13 protein-coding genes are annotated in these 15,075 nt (G+C 59.4%); 12 read left to right on the forward strand and 1 reads right to left on the reverse strand.

Annotation, left to right across the window (positions count from 1 at the left end; translation table 11 throughout):
* Positions 1 to 12 precede the first annotated feature (12 nt).
* Entirely contained in the window at positions 13 to 1,029 is a 1,017-nt protein-coding gene (locus tag PCAR_RS01320) for a substrate-binding domain-containing protein (RefSeq protein WP_245523304.1), read from the reverse strand.
* A gap of 408 nt (positions 1,030 to 1,437) precedes the next feature.
* Here PCAR_RS01320 and PCAR_RS01325 point away from each other — a divergent pair, with 408 nt between their 5' ends.
* From PCAR_RS01325 to PCAR_RS01380, 12 genes are all read left to right on the forward strand, one after another.
* Entirely contained in the window at positions 1,438 to 2,247 is an 810-nt protein-coding gene (locus PCAR_RS01325; RefSeq protein WP_011339803.1) for a class I SAM-dependent methyltransferase, read from the forward strand.
* A 124-nt stretch (positions 2,248 to 2,371) separates the two neighbouring features.
* Positions 2,372 to 4,324 carry a TonB-dependent receptor plug domain-containing protein gene (locus PCAR_RS01330; protein WP_245523305.1) on the forward strand — a complete coding sequence of 651 codons (1,953 nt, stop codon included), beginning with the start codon at positions 2,372 to 2,374 and terminating at the stop codon, positions 4,322 to 4,324.
* Positions 4,325 to 4,484: 160 nt separating this feature from the next.
* The gene (locus tag PCAR_RS01335) at positions 4,485 to 5,198 is read left to right on the forward strand and encodes an FmdE family protein (protein WP_011339805.1); all 714 of its coding nucleotides are present in this window, start codon (positions 4,485 to 4,487) and stop codon (positions 5,196 to 5,198) included.
* A 32-nt stretch (positions 5,199 to 5,230) separates the two neighbouring features.
* A complete protein-coding gene (locus PCAR_RS01340) occupies positions 5,231 to 6,304 on the forward strand; it encodes an ABC transporter substrate-binding protein (protein WP_011339806.1) in 1,074 nt (357 codons plus the stop codon).
* Positions 6,297 to 7,352: a FecCD family ABC transporter permease gene (locus PCAR_RS01345; protein WP_011339807.1), complete on the forward strand. Its 1,056-nt coding sequence runs from the start codon at positions 6,297 to 6,299 to the stop codon at positions 7,350 to 7,352. Before PCAR_RS01340 ends, PCAR_RS01345 begins: the two co-directional genes overlap by 8 nt.
* Position 7,353: 1 nt before the next feature.
* Positions 7,354 to 8,193, forward strand: a complete 840-nt coding sequence (locus tag PCAR_RS01350) for an ABC transporter ATP-binding protein (RefSeq protein ID WP_011339808.1) — start codon at positions 7,354 to 7,356, stop codon at positions 8,191 to 8,193.
* A 10-nt stretch (positions 8,194 to 8,203) separates the two neighbouring features.
* The gene (locus PCAR_RS01355; protein WP_011339809.1) at positions 8,204 to 8,761 is read left to right on the forward strand and encodes an FmdE family protein; all 558 of its coding nucleotides are present in this window, start codon (positions 8,204 to 8,206) and stop codon (positions 8,759 to 8,761) included.
* Between the two features lie 24 nt (positions 8,762 to 8,785).
* Positions 8,786 to 9,475 carry a class I SAM-dependent methyltransferase gene (locus PCAR_RS01360; RefSeq protein ID WP_011339810.1) on the forward strand — a complete coding sequence of 230 codons (690 nt, stop codon included), beginning with the start codon at positions 8,786 to 8,788 and terminating at the stop codon, positions 9,473 to 9,475.
* The gene (locus PCAR_RS01365) at positions 9,456 to 11,225 is read left to right on the forward strand and encodes a radical SAM protein (RefSeq protein ID WP_011339811.1); all 1,770 of its coding nucleotides are present in this window, start codon (positions 9,456 to 9,458) and stop codon (positions 11,223 to 11,225) included. Before PCAR_RS01360 ends, PCAR_RS01365 begins: the two co-directional genes overlap by 20 nt.
* Before the next feature lie 13 nt (positions 11,226 to 11,238).
* The gene (locus tag PCAR_RS01370) at positions 11,239 to 11,793 is read left to right on the forward strand and encodes a nucleoside-triphosphatase (protein ID WP_011339812.1); all 555 of its coding nucleotides are present in this window, start codon (positions 11,239 to 11,241) and stop codon (positions 11,791 to 11,793) included.
* Positions 11,794 to 11,988: 195 nt separating this feature from the next.
* Entirely contained in the window at positions 11,989 to 14,250 is a 2,262-nt protein-coding gene (locus PCAR_RS01375) for a TonB-dependent receptor (RefSeq protein ID WP_041531206.1), read from the forward strand.
* A 50-nt stretch (positions 14,251 to 14,300) separates the two neighbouring features.
* Positions 14,301 to 14,933: a MarC family protein gene (locus tag PCAR_RS01380; protein ID WP_011339814.1), complete on the forward strand. Its 633-nt coding sequence runs from the start codon at positions 14,301 to 14,303 to the stop codon at positions 14,931 to 14,933.
* Positions 14,934 to 15,075 lie beyond the last annotated feature (142 nt).

Here is a 15,075-nt window from a genome sequence, read left to right on the forward strand (position 1 = left end):
TCGGCATGCACATTATGCGATTTTACCGGTTTGCCGGTTGTCGTAGCCCGGCAGTCCGGCAAGCTGCTTCTGGTAGGCAGCGGACTGGATGACTTCGACCATGGCGCGAAGGCGGGGATCGTTCTGCGCTGATTTGAGGAAGCAGAGATCGTAAGGCTCTTTGCGCACGGAAAGGAAATCGATACCTTCTTCCTCGCAGACTAGGCGTACCGAAACGCCGGCCTGGGCAAAGCCATTGCGAATCGCCTGGGCCACGCCGCGATGGTCGCGGGCGAGGAACTGGGGAACCAGCAATCCCTGGGATAATTCATCGAGTACCTGGCGTGCGCCGGAACCCGGCTCCCGTCCGACCCAGCTGAGATTGGCCTTCATGAGATCTTCGACGCTTTGTCCCGCCAGGCCGGGGGCGAGGGCCAGACCCTCCTCCCAGTTGGCGACGCGGACCAGGCAGAAATCCTCGCCCAGGATTTTTGCGGCTTCCTTGCGGTTTTCTTCCGGCTTGGAGGCATGGGCCAGATGCAGACCCGCCGCATGAATCAGGCCGTCGGCCAGCATTTGTACGGCAGTCCGGCTGGAACGCGGGATGACCAGCATGCGGAAAGGGGTCTGCCGGGCATATTCGCTGGCCAGCAGCCCGACCGCCGGATCGCAGCAGGCCACCACCAGGGTGCGCACCGGGTCGGCAAAGGGATGATCGTGCCATTGCCCGTCGCGCCATACCCCGTCATGGGGCAGGGTGCCCAGAGGGCTGGCTTCCACCGGATAGATGAGGTGGCGTGTGCCGACCATGGCACGCCAGTAGCGGCAGGGCTCCATGTCGGGGGGCCAGGCCCACTCGGTGGTTTCCTGTCCACTGAGGGTAAAGATGTCCTCGACCCGGCAGTTAAAGGCCGCGGCAAGGGCCAGTGCAGCGGCGGTTGAGGGAATCAGCCGGCCCGATTCGATGGCGCTGATGCCGGTACGGGACAGGCCGGCCCGATCGGCCAGTTCCTGCTGTGACCAGCTGCGTTCTTCGCGTGATTTACGCACAGTATTATGGAGAACTAAATTTTCTTTTGACATGATAATGTATTATGTGGCAGCATCGTGTCCATGTAAAGGGGTTAGCCGTATTTTATTCGATACAGCAAAATAACCCAACAACCCGCTTAAAGCAACCTGGACCATTTCTTTTCTGCGCTCATTTCGTCCTCCATCGCCGATGGACTCAACGAAACCCGCATGATTCCGGGCTTCAGTAACCGAATCGTGCGCCTATTTCGTCTTTTTCCGACGCTGGATTCAACGAAAGCCGCCCGTTTTCTTTCTGCAAGCCGAGATTTCGCATATTGTCCGTTCCCTGTGCCTGTTGCGGGAAGTGTTGACACGATCCTGTCGACATGCCCGGTTGACCACTGGCACCAGGGAGCAACGCGGGCCTTTTTTTACCGGAGAACTATGGATATTCGAACGATTGACTGGAATGGGGTGTGGAAAAAGCAACAGTCAGGAATCCGCGATGAAGGAAGGGATCGAGCCTACTGGGATAATCGCGCTCCGCTGTTCGCCGAGGCGGTGGAGGGTGGCCCGTATGTGGAGCGGTTTCTGGAATTGATGGATCCCGAGCCGCACTGGCGCGTGCTGGATGTGGGCTGTGCATCCGGCACCCTGGCTGTGCCTCTGTCTTCCCGTGTTCGCCAGGTAACGGCGCTGGACATTTCACCGGTCATGCTGGATTGCCTGCAGGCTCGCTGTCGGCAGCGGCAGATAGATAATGTTCATCCGGTTCAGGCCTCCTGGGCGGACGACTGGCATCGCCTCGGCCTCGAACCGCATGAGGTGGTGGTGGCTTCACGTTCCTTGATCGTCCCCGATCTTCGGCAGGCCGTCGATAAACTCAACCGTTTTGCCCGGCGGCGGGTATGTATTTCGACGCCTGTCGGATGTGGGCCCCTGGATCCCGCCATGTTCCGGGCCATCGGTCGCCCCAGCAACTGCGGGCCGGACTACATCTATGTTTACAACCTGCTTTACCAGATGGGACTGCAGGCCAATGTGCAATTTATCAGCTATCGGGAGGGCAAGACCTACCGGGATCGGCAAGCCGTGTTTGCCGCCATGCAGGATAAGGTCGGTGCCTTGCTGCCGCAGGAGGAAAAGGTGCTGCATGAGTACGTCGAGCGCACCTTTGTCTGTCAGGATGGGCGCTGGCGGCGGCGCGTGCCGCATTCCATTACATGGGCGGTCATGTGGTGGGATATAGAGTAAGAGCAAACCATGTTCAGTGGGTGTCGACGATGAACCGAGGGAGGAAACATTGATCAACTGCAGAAAGGTGAAAAAAAGGTATTCACCTGCCAGATGCTTTTGGCACGCAGTTTTGGCGGGGTGTTTGCTGGCAACATCGGCAGCGGCTGCGGATGATAGGGCCAATGGTGTTTTTGTCCTCGGCGAGGTCGAGGTGGTCGGCAATGAGGAACAGAGCGCCGCAAGTGTGTTGACCGAGCGCGTTACCGAAGAGGAACTGCGCGGCTTCAACCGGGACGATGTCGCTGAAGCCCTCGACCTGTTGCCCGGGGTGCATATGAGCAAGACCGGAGCACGGAATGAAAGTACCGTTTACGTGCGCGGCTTCGATCTTCGGCATGTGCCGTTGTATCTGGACGGGATTCCCATGTACGTGCCGTACGACGGCTATCCCGACCTGCGGCGCTTCACCACCTTCGACCTGTCGCAGATCGTGCTTTCCAAGGGTTTCGCATCGGTTCTGTATGGCCCGAATACCATGGGTGGGGCCATCAACCTGATATCCAAACGTCCGGAGAAGGCTTTTGAAGGCAATTGCGGGGCCGGCTATGCCTCGGGCGACAGCTATCAGGCTTACCTTAATCTCGGTACCAACCAGGGTTGGTGGTATCTGCAGACCGGGGCGTCCTGGTACAACATCGACCATTTCCGGCTCTCGGACGATTTCCGGGAGACGGCCGCCGAGGACGGCGGGCAGCGGGAGAACTCCTACCAGCGGGATCGGAAGATCAATATCAAACTCGGTCTGACGCCCCACGGCGATGACGAATATGCCTTCAGCTACATTTACCAGCATGGCGTCAAAGGCACGCCTCCCTATACCGGCAGTGACTCGTCGACCAGGGTCCGCTATTGGCGCTGGCCCTACTGGGAGAAGGAAAGCTATTATTTCAACTCCCGCACCGCACTGGGCGAGGCGTCCTATGTAAAAACGCGACTTTACTACGATCGCTACATGAACTCCCTGTTCAGTTACGATGATGCGGAATACGACACCATTACCAGACCTTACGCCTTTCGCAGCAATTACGACGATCACACCTACGGCGGGTCGCTGGAGGTCGGTACCGACCTGCTGCCGCGCAACCGGCTGAAGCTGGCCTTTCACTACAAGCGCGACGTTCATAAGGAACATAACTGGCCCGATCCCTATCAGCGTTTCGAGGACGAGATCTATTCCGTCGGAGCCGAGGATACCGTCACTCTGACCGATCGCCTGCAGATGGTGGTCGGCCTGAGCTACGATGCCATCAAGACCCTCGATGCCCAGGATCTGATCAGCGGCGAACCGGTCGATTTTCCCAAGGATGAAAGCGATGCCTGGAATCCCCAGATCGGTCTGTTTTACGAACTGAGCGATACCGCGACCCTGTATGCCACGGTTGCCCACAAAACCCGCCTGGCGACCATCAAGGACAAATATTCCTATCGGCTGGGCACGGCCATTCCCAACCCCGACCTGAAGCCGGAAAAGGCTATCAATTACCAGATCGGCTACCGGGATCGGCTGTGGGATCGGTTTTCCCTCAGTGCGGCGCTGTTTTACAGCGATATCGAGGATTTTATTCTGCAGGCCACGGTTCAGGATCCCGACGACCCGACGGCAACCACCAAACAGAACCAGAATGTCGGCAAGGTGGAGCAGTACGGGCTGGAACTTGGGCTCAGCGGCGATCTGACTGAGACCGTGGAGGCGGGGATCAACTATACCCTCATGGAGCGGAACAATCGCAGCAGCGGCGATAAATTGACCAATACCCCCAATCACAAGCTGTTCACCTATGTCCGCTATCGTCCCCTGTCGTGGCTGAGCCTGCAGGCGGATCTGGATTACTCTTCCAACTCCTACAGTTCATCGGACGGAGTACGGATTGCCGGCGAGTTCGTCGTGGTCAACACCAAGGCCGTATTCGAACCGCTGCCGGGCCTGACCGTCGAGGCCGGCATCAACAATCTGTTCGATACCAACTATGCCTACGATGAAGGTTTCCCGGAGGCCGGGATCAATTATTTCGGCAATGTGGCCTATCGTTTTTAGGTTCTTGAGACCGCCGCTTGCAGCATGGGTATGTCATGAAAAACCGGGCCGGATCGTTTTTCCCGGCTCGTCAGGCAAGGAAAGCGTTGCCGAAGGAAGAGCGTCTATCGGTCGGGGCATTGCTGACCGGCTGTTTTTAAACGATTGAGGAGGGATTGTGATGAAAACTGTCTTTACGTCCTTGGTTCTGTGTCTGTGCGCGGTGTGGCTGCCGGCCGCTCATGCCGGGGAGTGCCAGAAGTGTCATGCCTCTTTCGGCACCGGCTATATGCAGCCGAAAGTTCCCGCGGTGCGCGTGCAAGCCGCCGGGCGGACCGACGTTATAACCCTGGCGGGTCTTTATGGGGAACACGGTCATCCCTGCGTCGGTACCGGCATCGCTTTTCGCGCCATTCAGATCGGCATGCGTACCCTTTACGGCGACACGGTGCCGCAACGGGATGATTTGCTGGTTTTTTCGCAGATGCCGGGTCCCGGAGTTCTGGATGCCGTCGACCGCATCATGCAGGGGCCCGAGCCCAGTGCAAAAACGGTGGCGCCGGCGGGTATGCGCCTGGCCCGGGAAAACTTCGTCTTTACCCTGATGAGCAAAGCGAGCGGAGAAAGGGTCATCGTGAAGTTCAAGCCGGAAGTTTTGTCCGAAGATTTTTTTCCGCTGAAAGCCCGCATGAAAAAGCAGGGCCTGAGTCCGGAACAATGGCAGGTCCTGCACGGTTATATCCGGCAGGCGGTGACGGCGGTGATCCGGGAACCGGATGCCCGGTTGTTTGATGTCACGCGGGTGGCCTCTCAGGTTCTGTGGGGTATGGATGCTCCGGCGGCCGGCGACAGGCTCGCCTCGATGTCGGCCGACAGCGGAGCGCCAAAGCATTGAGAGCCGGAGCATAGAGAGCTGGAGAAACGGTCATGATCAGACAAGGTTTGCAGGCGATCGTACGGGGTGTGCTTGCGGTGTTGCTGGCGGCAGGAATGTTGCTGTTCCCGGCCGGTAACGCGGCAGCCCGCCAGGTGGTGGACATGGTGGGCCGCAGGATCGAGCTGCCCGAGTCGCTGCAGCGCGTTTATGTCGCTTCGCCGCCGGAGAACCATCTGGCATGCGTCATCGATCCCTCCCTCATGGTCGGACTGAATTTACCTCTCAAAGAGCGGGACCTGAAATATCTTCCGCCTCAGCTGTGGCACTTGCCGGTGATTGGCGGGTTTTACGGCCTGGGGCATACTCCCAATCTGGAAGTGCTGCTCAGGAGCAAGCCTCAGTTGGTGATCTGCTGGCAGAAAAATGCCATCGACGCCCATTTCGACGATTTTCTGAAGCGAACCGGCATTCCCGTCGCCTATATGACTCTCGAGGCTTTGCAGGACTATCCGCGGGATATCCGTGCCATGGGGAACATGTTGGATCGCCCCCGGCGGGCCGAAGAGCTTGCCGCGTATGCCGAAGCGACCTTGCGGCAGATCCTGCCGAAGGTGGCGGCCATACCGGAAGCGGAGCGGGTGCGTGTCTACTATGCCGAGGGGGCCGACGGGCTCAGCACCGATGGCCGGGGCACCTGGCATGCGGAACTGATCGATCTGGCCGGAGGCCTCAACGTGCACGAGGGGGATGTGGAAGACCTTTACGGCATGGAAAAGGTTTCTATGGAGCAGGTCCTGCTGTATCGGCCGGACGTGATCCTGGTGCAGGATCCGGGTTTTTTCAAACGCATCTTTTCCTCGCCGCAGTGGCGTCGTGTGCCGGCTGTCAAAAACCGACGGGTCTACCTGATTCCGCGGATTCCCTTCAACTGGTTCGATCGCCCGCCATGTTTCATGCGTTTGCTGGGACTCAAGTGGTTGGCGCAGACCCTCTACCCGCAGCGATTCCATCTCGAGATGGATCAGGAGACGCGGGAGTTCTACCGCTTGTTTCTGCAGTCAAACCTTTCCGCCGAGGATATTCGTAGCATTCTCGAAAACGCCCAAGGGGGAAGCCATGAATAAAGCGGCCATTCTCGAGCGTCTGGCGGTGCCGTCCATGAATCGTCTGTGGCTGCCGGGGTTCCTCCTTGTGCTGCTGCTGGGGACGGTGACCGTTTCCCTGAGCCTCGGCAAATATCCGGTTTCGATTCACGAGATCCTGCTGTTTCTGCGCCAGCAGATGACGGGGTGGCCGGCTCTCGGGCCGGAGCGCTACGACCTGCTGCACAACATCCTGTGGGAGATCCGCGCTCCCCGCATCGCGGCTGCGGTGCTTATCGGCGCCGCGCTTTCAACCTCCGGCGCCGCCTTTCAGTCCATGTTCATCAATCCTCTGGTCTCCCCGGGGTTGCTCGGCGTGTTGCCCGGCGCATCGTGCGGCGCCGCGCTCGGCATGGTGTTGTCCCGGGGCTGGTTCGGGGTGCAGTTCTGCTGTTTCGCCGGGGGGCTGCTGGCCGTCGGCATCGCCGTCGGTATCGCCCGCCTCTACCGTGGCGATCGGCTGCTGATGTTGATCCTCGGCGGGATTATCAGCGGTTCCCTGTTTACCTCGCTGCTGTCCATCGTCAAGTACCTCGCCGATCCTTACGATACCTTGCCGGCCATCGTCTACTGGCTGATGGGCGGCCTGTCCCTGGCCGACAGTCATACGGTGCTGTGGATTTCCGTTCCCGTCATTCTCGGAATTGCCGGCCTGCTGGTGATGGCCCGTTACCTCAACGTGCTGAGCATGGGGGACGAAGAGGCCGGCAGCCTGGGGATGAACGTCGGCCTGATACGTTTCTGGCTGATCTTTTTCGCCACGGTGATAAGCGCCCTGACGGTTGTGGTCGGCGGCTTGATCGGCTGGGTGGGGCTGATCATTCCGCATATCGGGCGCATGCTGGTGGGCCCGGACAATCGTATTTTGCTGCCGGTTTCCGCCCTGATCGGAGCCCTGTACCTGGTGGTGGTGGACGATGTCTCCCGCCTGCTGCTCGATATCGAAATTCCCCTCGGCATCATCACCGCCCTGATCGGCATACCGTTCTTTATTCTGGTCTTGAAAAACGCGCGAAAGGGGTGGGGATAACATGGCGCTGCTGGAAGCCAAAAATATTTCCTTCGGATACGGCGGACGACCGGTGCTGGACCATGTCAGCTTCAGCATCGAAAAGGGCAGTCTGGTTTCCCTGCTCGGCCCCAATGGCTGCGGCAAGACCACCCTGCTGAAAACGCTGCTGGGACTGCTGCCGGTGGATGGCGGCGAAGTTCTGTTCGAAGACCGTCCGATTTGCTCCTACGATCGCCGCGACCTGGCCCGCCGGGTGGCCTATGTACCGCAGATACACAAAGCCGCCTTCGCCTATCGCGCTCTCGACGTGGTGCTCATGGGTCGCCTGCCGCACAAGGGTTTCTGGTCGAGTTACCAGCGTCGGGACGAACGCCTGGCCCTGGAGGCTCTCGACAAGCTGGGCATAAGGCATTTGAGCCAGCGTCCCTATACCGCAATCAGCGGCGGTGAGCGGCAGATGGTTCTTATCGCCCGTGCCCTCTGCCAGGGGGCGCATACCTTTATTCTCGACGAGCCGGCCAACGGGCTCGATTACGGCAATCAGATCAAGCTGCTCGATCAGCTGGCCAGCCTGTCGGGCGAAGGTTACACCTTCGTCATGTCGACCCATTTCCCCGACCATGTGTTGTGGGTGGCCAGTCAGGTCGTCATGCTGCGCGACGGCAACGTCGTCGCCGAGGGTGCGCCGGATGCCGTGGTGACCCGGCAGAACCTCTGCCATCTGTATCAGGCGGAAGTCGAGGTCTGGCAGTTGCTGGAAAATTTCAAAATATGCGTTCCGCAGCGTCTCCGCAGCCGTTTGTGCGATTGTGAAGGACACGATATGCATGGGCCGGTTTTGGGCGCAGTCCGCGGTTGAAGGAGGAAGGATGCTGAAGGTTGATGATGTACAGGCAATGCTGAAACGCTGCGAAGCGTTTCATGGTCATCTCTGCCTGGGCCAGGTGGTGGGGGTCCGCATGGCCCAAAAAGGTCTGGAGCTGGTGGCGGCGGAAGATATCAAGGATCTGATCGTCATGGTGGAGAACGATCGTTGCATCACCGACGCCATTATTATGGCCACCGGTGTGCGGCTCGGGCGGCGCAGTTTGAAGTTTTATGATTACGGCAAAATGGCGGCCACCTTCGTCAATCTGAAAACGGACGTGGCCTGGCGTCTTCATAGCCGTGGCGAAGGCGATCAGTTACCCAAAGACGAATCCATGGCTTGGGCTCTGGCGGCCAGCGACGAGGAACTGCTCTCCTGGCGGTCGGTCACGGTGGATTTCAACCCCGGCGACCTGCCGGGACCGCCGGTGCGCATAGCGCAGTGCAACCGCTGCGGAGAAACGGTACTCGATTATCGGGATGTGCCGCAGGGGCAAGGTGAGGACCTTGTCCTGTGCCGGGCCTGTGCGTTCGGTACCTATTATCAGCCGATGACCTGAAAGAATCTCGCAGAAGGAGGCCGCATGAGCCACCAAAAGGAAGAGCGTTTACGGGCTTTTTACCGTTATGACCAGAACCATCCATTCGCCTCCATGTATCCGCTGCTGGCAAAGCAGATTGTGGACGATTTAGGTGTGACCAGTGGCCGTTGCCTCGATATCGGTACCGGCAGCGGGGCGTTGCTCATAGAACTGGGCAAGATCACCAGTTTGGAATTGATGGGACTGGATATCAATCCGGAAACTATGGTGTTGGTCCGCGATAACGCCAAACGCCACGACTTGCCCAGTGACCGCATCGAATTTCTGCACGGGGATGTACATGCCCTACCGCTGCCGGACAACGACATTCGGTTGGTGGTCAGTCGCGGGTCGATCCCTTTTTGGGACGATCATGCGACCGCCTTTGCAGAGATCTACAGGGTGTTGCAACCCGAGGGTGTGGCGTTTGTCGGCGGCGGCTTCAGCCGCTATCAGAGCAAGGAAGAGGCCGATCGCATGAGGCCCGCCTGGGTCAGCAAGGATAATCCGGAAAAACGCGCGCGCTGGCTGCACCGGGAGTTTCTGGAACAGGCCCTGTCGCAGGTGCCGGGCGCCGAATGGCGGGTTATCGAGGATGGCTATGGCACCTGGGTTGAAATGCGCAAGCCGGCTCAGGGCCGGTTTGTCGCCGAGGATACTAAAGGAGCGTCGCATGCAGTGTCCGAATTGTGAAAATCTCTGTCAGGTTGCCGATGGGGATCTCGGCGGCTGCGGACAGTACCGCCGCATCGGAAACGCCATGGTGGAGTGCTATCCCGACCGTTATCTGATTGCCTGCCCCATCGTCATCGAAACCATGCCCATGCTGCATTTCCATCCGGGCGGCAAGTTTCTGCAGATCAGTACCGTCGGCTGTAATTTCGATTGTCCCGGTTGTATTTCCACTACCTTGGTGCGTGAGATGGATCCGGGCAGCTCGATTCTGCAGCCTATGGCCGCAGACCAGGTGCTGGCCAAGGCCATCGAGAGCGATTGCTCTGGCATCGCCTTTTTGATGAACGACCCGCTGGCCAGCCTGGATACCTTTTTGCGGGTCGCCAGGGCGGCGCGCAGCGCCGGTCTGCTGGTAGGGTGCGCGACCAATGGCAGCTTTACCGAACAGTCGCTGTCCCGCTTGCTGCCGTATCTCGATTTTATCAATATCGGCATCAAAGGCTTGACCGACGAGGCCTACCGGGCCTGCGGCGGTCGCTCGCCGGAGCCGGTGTTGCGCAATGTGCGACTGCTGCACCAGGCAGAGGTGCACGTCGAGGTGGCCTGCATGCACCGGCGCGACAACCGGGCCGAATTGCAGGAGTTGGCCCGCCGGGTAGCGGCGGTGTCGCCGACCATTCCTCTGCAGGTTATGCGATATATCCCCCTCGAATCAGCCGATCCGGAATGGGAACCGACCATCCGCGAATCGGAAGAGGTGGTACTCGATCTGCGCAGGCTGTTGCGGCACGTTTATCTGTTCAATTCTCCCGGCACCGAACAGCTTCACAGCCTGTGCCCGGAGTGCGGCGCAGTGTTGCTGCGGCGCGATTTTTACGGACCCATGGGCGCCCGGCTGCTGGCCGTGGATGACGATGGTTGTGCCCACGGTCCCGCGTCGCTCGATTTGCGCGGACAACCCTCGACCGGCGATTTCAGGGAAGCCGATTTTCAGGGCGGCTATCCTTTCACCCGCGCCCTGGAGATCGTTCAATCCATGCTCATTGCCCTGGGTGTACGAGATCCGGCCGAGGTCGTGCATGTATGGGAAACGGTACTCGGCCGCCAGAGCATGCGGGAGCTGCATCACTCCATCCAGCAACCTTCGGCCTACCTGGCGACTCTGGACTATTTCGGAGCGTTGGCGGGGCGTCAGGAACGGGCCGCTACGCTGATTGCGTATATCGAGAGCAGGCTGGCTATGGTGGCACAGGGGCTGGCAGATGTCTCCCATCGTCCCCGGGTGTATTACGCCATGGGTAAGCCGTTGTTCGCCATCAAGGGACAGCGCTTCGAAAACCAGTTGGTGCAGCTGGCCGGCGGCTACAGCGTCAACCGGCAGCTGGAGCTGTCCGGTCGGCCCGGTATGAGCATCGATTGCGAGTCCCTTATCGGTTTGAACCCCGAGGTCATGGTCATATCCGCCTTTCTGTCCAGTCCGGTCAAGGAGTTTCATGCCGAATGCCTGCGCCTGGGGCTGGACGTCGAGGCGGTACACAACCTGCGCATCTATACCCCGCCGGTGCCGGCCAGCGATTTCGGCGGCCCGCGCTGGGTGCTCGGCCTGATGTTTCTCGCCAATATCCTGCATCCGGAATGTTTCCAGTTCGATCTTGCCTGGGAAGCCACGACCTTCTACCGGGAATTCTACGATATGCCCTTTAACCCGGACCAGCTTAACCGATCCTTCGGCAAGCCGAGCAACACCTGGTGCTGGGCATCAGGCTGAGCGGCGCTGGCCGGTGATCGTTACCCACCAAACCCATGCGCCGCTGGTCATCGTCAGCGGCGAGGCCCACTGCGGAAAAACCACCCTGGTGGCGGATCTGCTGCAGTACCTGCGCAGGCAGGGGCGGCAACTGGCCGGCATTCTGGCCGAGGGGCACTGGTGCAACGGCCGGCGCAGCGGCTTTACCCTTATCGACCTGAGCGACTGCCGGCGCACGCCGCTGGCTGATCGCATCGTCGAGCCCGGTCCGAACAGGTTTCCCTATGTGTTTCGTCCCGAAGGCCTGGCCGCCGGCCGCCGGGCCCTGTGTCTGTCGCGATGTGCCTCCGCGGATCTGCTGGTGGTCGATGAAGTCGGCTCCCTGGAGGTGCATGGGGGCGGCTGGGCGGAGCTGCTCGGTCCGTTGTTGAACCAACCCCGCCTTTTGCAGCTGTGGGTGGTGCAGTCAGCCTGGCTGGAGGCGGTGTGTCGTAGCTGGCAGCTGACCCCGACCAGGATTATCGATGCCTCAGCTGCCGATGCCTTGATCGATCTGACGACAACGGTGGAACGCCTTCTTTCCGATTAGTCCGCAGCGCCCACGCCGGCCTTGAAATATTTAAGGGCTTCACCGACGTCAAAGCCAAATCCGGGTTGCAGTGTGCGTATGCCGCCGAGCGGGGCGCGATGCGAGCTTTTTCCATGTTGTGTTTTGTGTGGAGGGTTCAGGTGTCCGAATAACTCAGCCTGGGCCTGATGAAGTGTATTTTTCCAGGAGGTGTTTATGTGGTGTTTGTGTTGTAACCTGTTGTTGGGATTTTTATTGCTAGGCAGTACGGTGGGATCCTGTTGGGCAGCTCCTGCGACGACGGAAGCAGCGCAGGAAGGCGAGGCTTCAGCCGTCAGTCTGGAGGCCATCGAGGTTAGCGGCAAGGGCGGGCATGTGCTGTTCGATGCCAAGACGGACGAGCCGTGGACCGAAACCAGTCTGACCCGCGAGGGCATCGAAAGTATCGGCGGCGTCAGCCAGGGCAATCCGGTGCAGGCGCTGCGCACCCTGCCGTCGGTGCAGACCAGCAGTGAAGAGCCCTACGGCTACGGTCACTTTTTCAACAACGGCGTCAAGATACGCGGGCAGCGCATCAAGGCTCCCGGTTCCAATCTGCTCATCGAGGGGCTGCAGGTCACCGGCGTGCCCGGCAGCAGCCAGTACCTGTTCGACATGGAAAACGTCGAGGGGCTGACCCTGTACAAGGGAGGGATGCCCCCCTCCAAAAGCCTGGCCTTCACCACCAACGCCGGCCTGATCGATTACCGGTTGCGCCGGCCAGCCGAGGAGGCGGGCGCATTTTTCGAACAATCCATCGGCTCCTTCGATTACCAGCGTTCCTTTCTCCGGCTCGATTCGGGGCGGCTTCCCGGCGGCACGCGGGCATTTGCCTCCTACAGCTTTACCGATGCGGACAAATGGCATGGCGAAGGGCAGAGCCCGGACTGGCGGCACAATCTCGATTTCGGCCTGACCCACGAGTTCGGCAAGCGCGTCAAGCTGGAACTGTTCGGCAACTATAACAGCATCAAGGCTCACGACTTCCGATCCCTCTCCTATGACCAGGCCCGGCACCTCGATCAGTACGACAAGTACAGCTACAACAGCGAACTCACCGGCAATGCCGCCGAGGACATCCGCTATTACGATTACAACCGCCACCAGTTCGAAGGCTATTCCGCACTGGCCAACCTGGAGATTCGCCTGACGGAAAAGAGCCGCTTTTCCGTCAAGCCGTATTTCAACAAGACCCAGGGGTACTGGATGGTCGGCGTGACGGAACCGGTGAATGGCAAAAAGACCCCCGTGGTACGCAAGTGGGAGATGAATTATCATCGCCTTGGCGTGGTGGCTCAGTACGATGCCGAACTGCCGCTGTTCGATCTGACCGCAGGCTATTGGTATCACGAGCAGGAACGGCCCGGTCCGCCCACGAAATGGAAAAGGTACCTTGTGACCTCCGGCGGCCTGGAGTACGCCGGTTATTCGCTGCTGTCCGACAACAGCAAGCACATCATTCACAGCCCTTATCTGCAACTCGGCCGCACTTTCGGTCGTCTGCACCTGACCGGCGGCGTGCGCTATCTGTATGAGGAATTCGGCGAAATCGAATCCTATTACTTCCCCGGAGGCGTCAAGACCTACGATCCCCTGGCGAGCGTCGGGCGCAAATACATCGACAAGGTGCTGCCCTTTGCCGGCATTTCCTTCGATCTGTCCGAGAGTGCCAATATCTACTTCACCTACGGGCGCAACGTCGGCCGCACGGCTTTTCCGGCCTATCCCTCCTACGTGATGCGTCGCGGCAAGTTCGCTGCGGCCGGCGTCAGCCTGTCGGATCTCTGGAGCAACGTCGATCTCGAGGTTTCCGATCATTACGATCTGGGGGCGCGGTTCGATTTCGGCCGCTGGTACCTGAATCCGGTACTGTTCTATTCCCGGCATTTCGACAAGGCGGTGAATATCTACGACACCACCTCCGGATTGCTGGTCAACCAGAACGTCGCCACCGCCCGGTCCTACGGGGCCGAACTGGAAATGGGCGTCCACGTCATGGACAACCTGCTGCTGGCCGCCAACGCCTTTTACAACAACTTCGAATTTGAAAAGAATATCGAGGCCTTATCGAGCGGCAAACTCGATGTCAAAGGCAATCAGATCGCCGATACCCCCATGTTCGGCGCCAGTTTCATGGCCGATTACCGCCTGGGCGACTTTTCCATCAACCCCGTGGTGCGCTATACCGGCCGGCGCTACGGCGATGTCCTGAACGAAGAGCCGCTCAGCTCTTACTGGCTGGTCGACCTGAATCTGGCCTATCGCCTCAAGGATCTGTGGGGGCTCAAGGAAACCCGGCTGAAGCTGAATTTCCTCAACCTGTTCGACAAAAAATATATCGGCGCTATGGACGCCTCCGACGATACCCAGCCGGGCAGCATGGCTTATTATCAGGGCGCGCCTTTTACCATGGTGTTTTCGATTTCCTTCCGGATATAGGTATAATTTAACGCGGAGGTCGACAACAACCCGGGCCGAAAGGAGAGGGCATGCAAGCCAGTCTGGATCTGCTGATCACTTTTGTCGTGCAGCTTTTCATCCTCGTCGATCCGGTGGGGGGGGCGCCGGTGTTTCTGGCGATCACACCCCACGACAGCCGCGCCGAACGTCGTGCCATGGCTTTGCGCGGCTGCCTGGTGGCGGGGGCGGTGGTCTGTTTCTTCATCCTGGCCGGGCCGTGGGTGGTGGCTTATTTCGGGATTCAGACCGCCGCGGTACGTATCTGCGGCGGTATCCTGCTGTTCGCCATCGCTCTGGAGATGCTCTATGGCCGTATCAGCGGTACCGAGACCAGCCCCGGCGAGGAGCACCTGGCGGAAATCAAAAAGGACGTTTCCATTACCCCTCTGGCCATCCCCCTGCTGGCCGGCCCCGGCACCATTGCCACCGCCCTGATTTTCGCCGGTCGCACCTCCGATCTGCTGGGCTATCTCGCGTTGCTGATCGGCACCGTGGTGGTGTTCGCCGCCGCCTTTGTCATACTGATCAAAGCCGAACTGCTGACCCGCGTGATGGGCAAGCTGGGCACCGCCGTGGCAACCCGTATCATGGGGCTGGTGCTGGCTTTTCTGGCCGTGCAGTATGTTCTGGATGGGTTGAGTGCGGTGCTGGGGAAGGGGTGATGATCGCGTAAATACATTAGAATGTTTGACATTTTGTGATATTTGTCGGTATTTATGAAATGCTTTTTGTTTTCGGTGACCGATGGACATGCCGGAATTGCATTATGCCGACAGAGGGAAATCAGAGTCGCTCAGCCGAAAC

It is taken from the genome of Syntrophotalea carbinolica DSM 2380, from assembly GCF_000012885.1.
In the GTDB taxonomy this organism is placed as follows: Bacteria; Desulfobacterota; Desulfuromonadia; order Desulfuromonadales; family Syntrophotaleaceae; genus Syntrophotalea; species Syntrophotalea carbinolica.

Excerpts from the sequence above, each read along its gene's own strand:
- PCAR_RS01360 (WP_011339810.1), top strand. The coding sequence starts at position 8,786 with ATGAGCCACCAAAAGGAAGAGCGTTTACGGGCTTTTTACCGTTATGAC.
- PCAR_RS01355 (WP_011339809.1), top strand. The coding sequence starts at position 8,204 with ATGCTGAAGGTTGATGATGTACAGGCAATGCTGAAACGCTGCGAAGCG.
- PCAR_RS01380 (WP_011339814.1), top strand. The coding sequence starts at position 14,301 with ATGCAAGCCAGTCTGGATCTGCTGATCACTTTTGTCGTGCAGCTTTTC.
- PCAR_RS01335 (WP_011339805.1), top strand. The coding sequence starts at position 4,485 with ATGAAAACTGTCTTTACGTCCTTGGTTCTGTGTCTGTGCGCGGTGTGG.
- PCAR_RS01365 (WP_011339811.1), top strand. The coding sequence starts at position 9,456 with ATGCAGTGTCCGAATTGTGAAAATCTCTGTCAGGTTGCCGATGGGGAT.
- PCAR_RS01345 (WP_011339807.1), top strand. The coding sequence starts at position 6,297 with ATGAATAAAGCGGCCATTCTCGAGCGTCTGGCGGTGCCGTCCATGAAT.
- PCAR_RS01375 (WP_041531206.1), top strand. The coding sequence starts at position 11,989 with ATGTGGTGTTTGTGTTGTAACCTGTTGTTGGGATTTTTATTGCTAGGC.
- PCAR_RS01340 (WP_011339806.1), top strand. The coding sequence starts at position 5,231 with ATGATCAGACAAGGTTTGCAGGCGATCGTACGGGGTGTGCTTGCGGTG.
- PCAR_RS01350 (WP_011339808.1), top strand. The coding sequence starts at position 7,354 with ATGGCGCTGCTGGAAGCCAAAAATATTTCCTTCGGATACGGCGGACGA.
- PCAR_RS01325 (WP_011339803.1), top strand. The coding sequence starts at position 1,438 with ATGGATATTCGAACGATTGACTGGAATGGGGTGTGGAAAAAGCAACAG.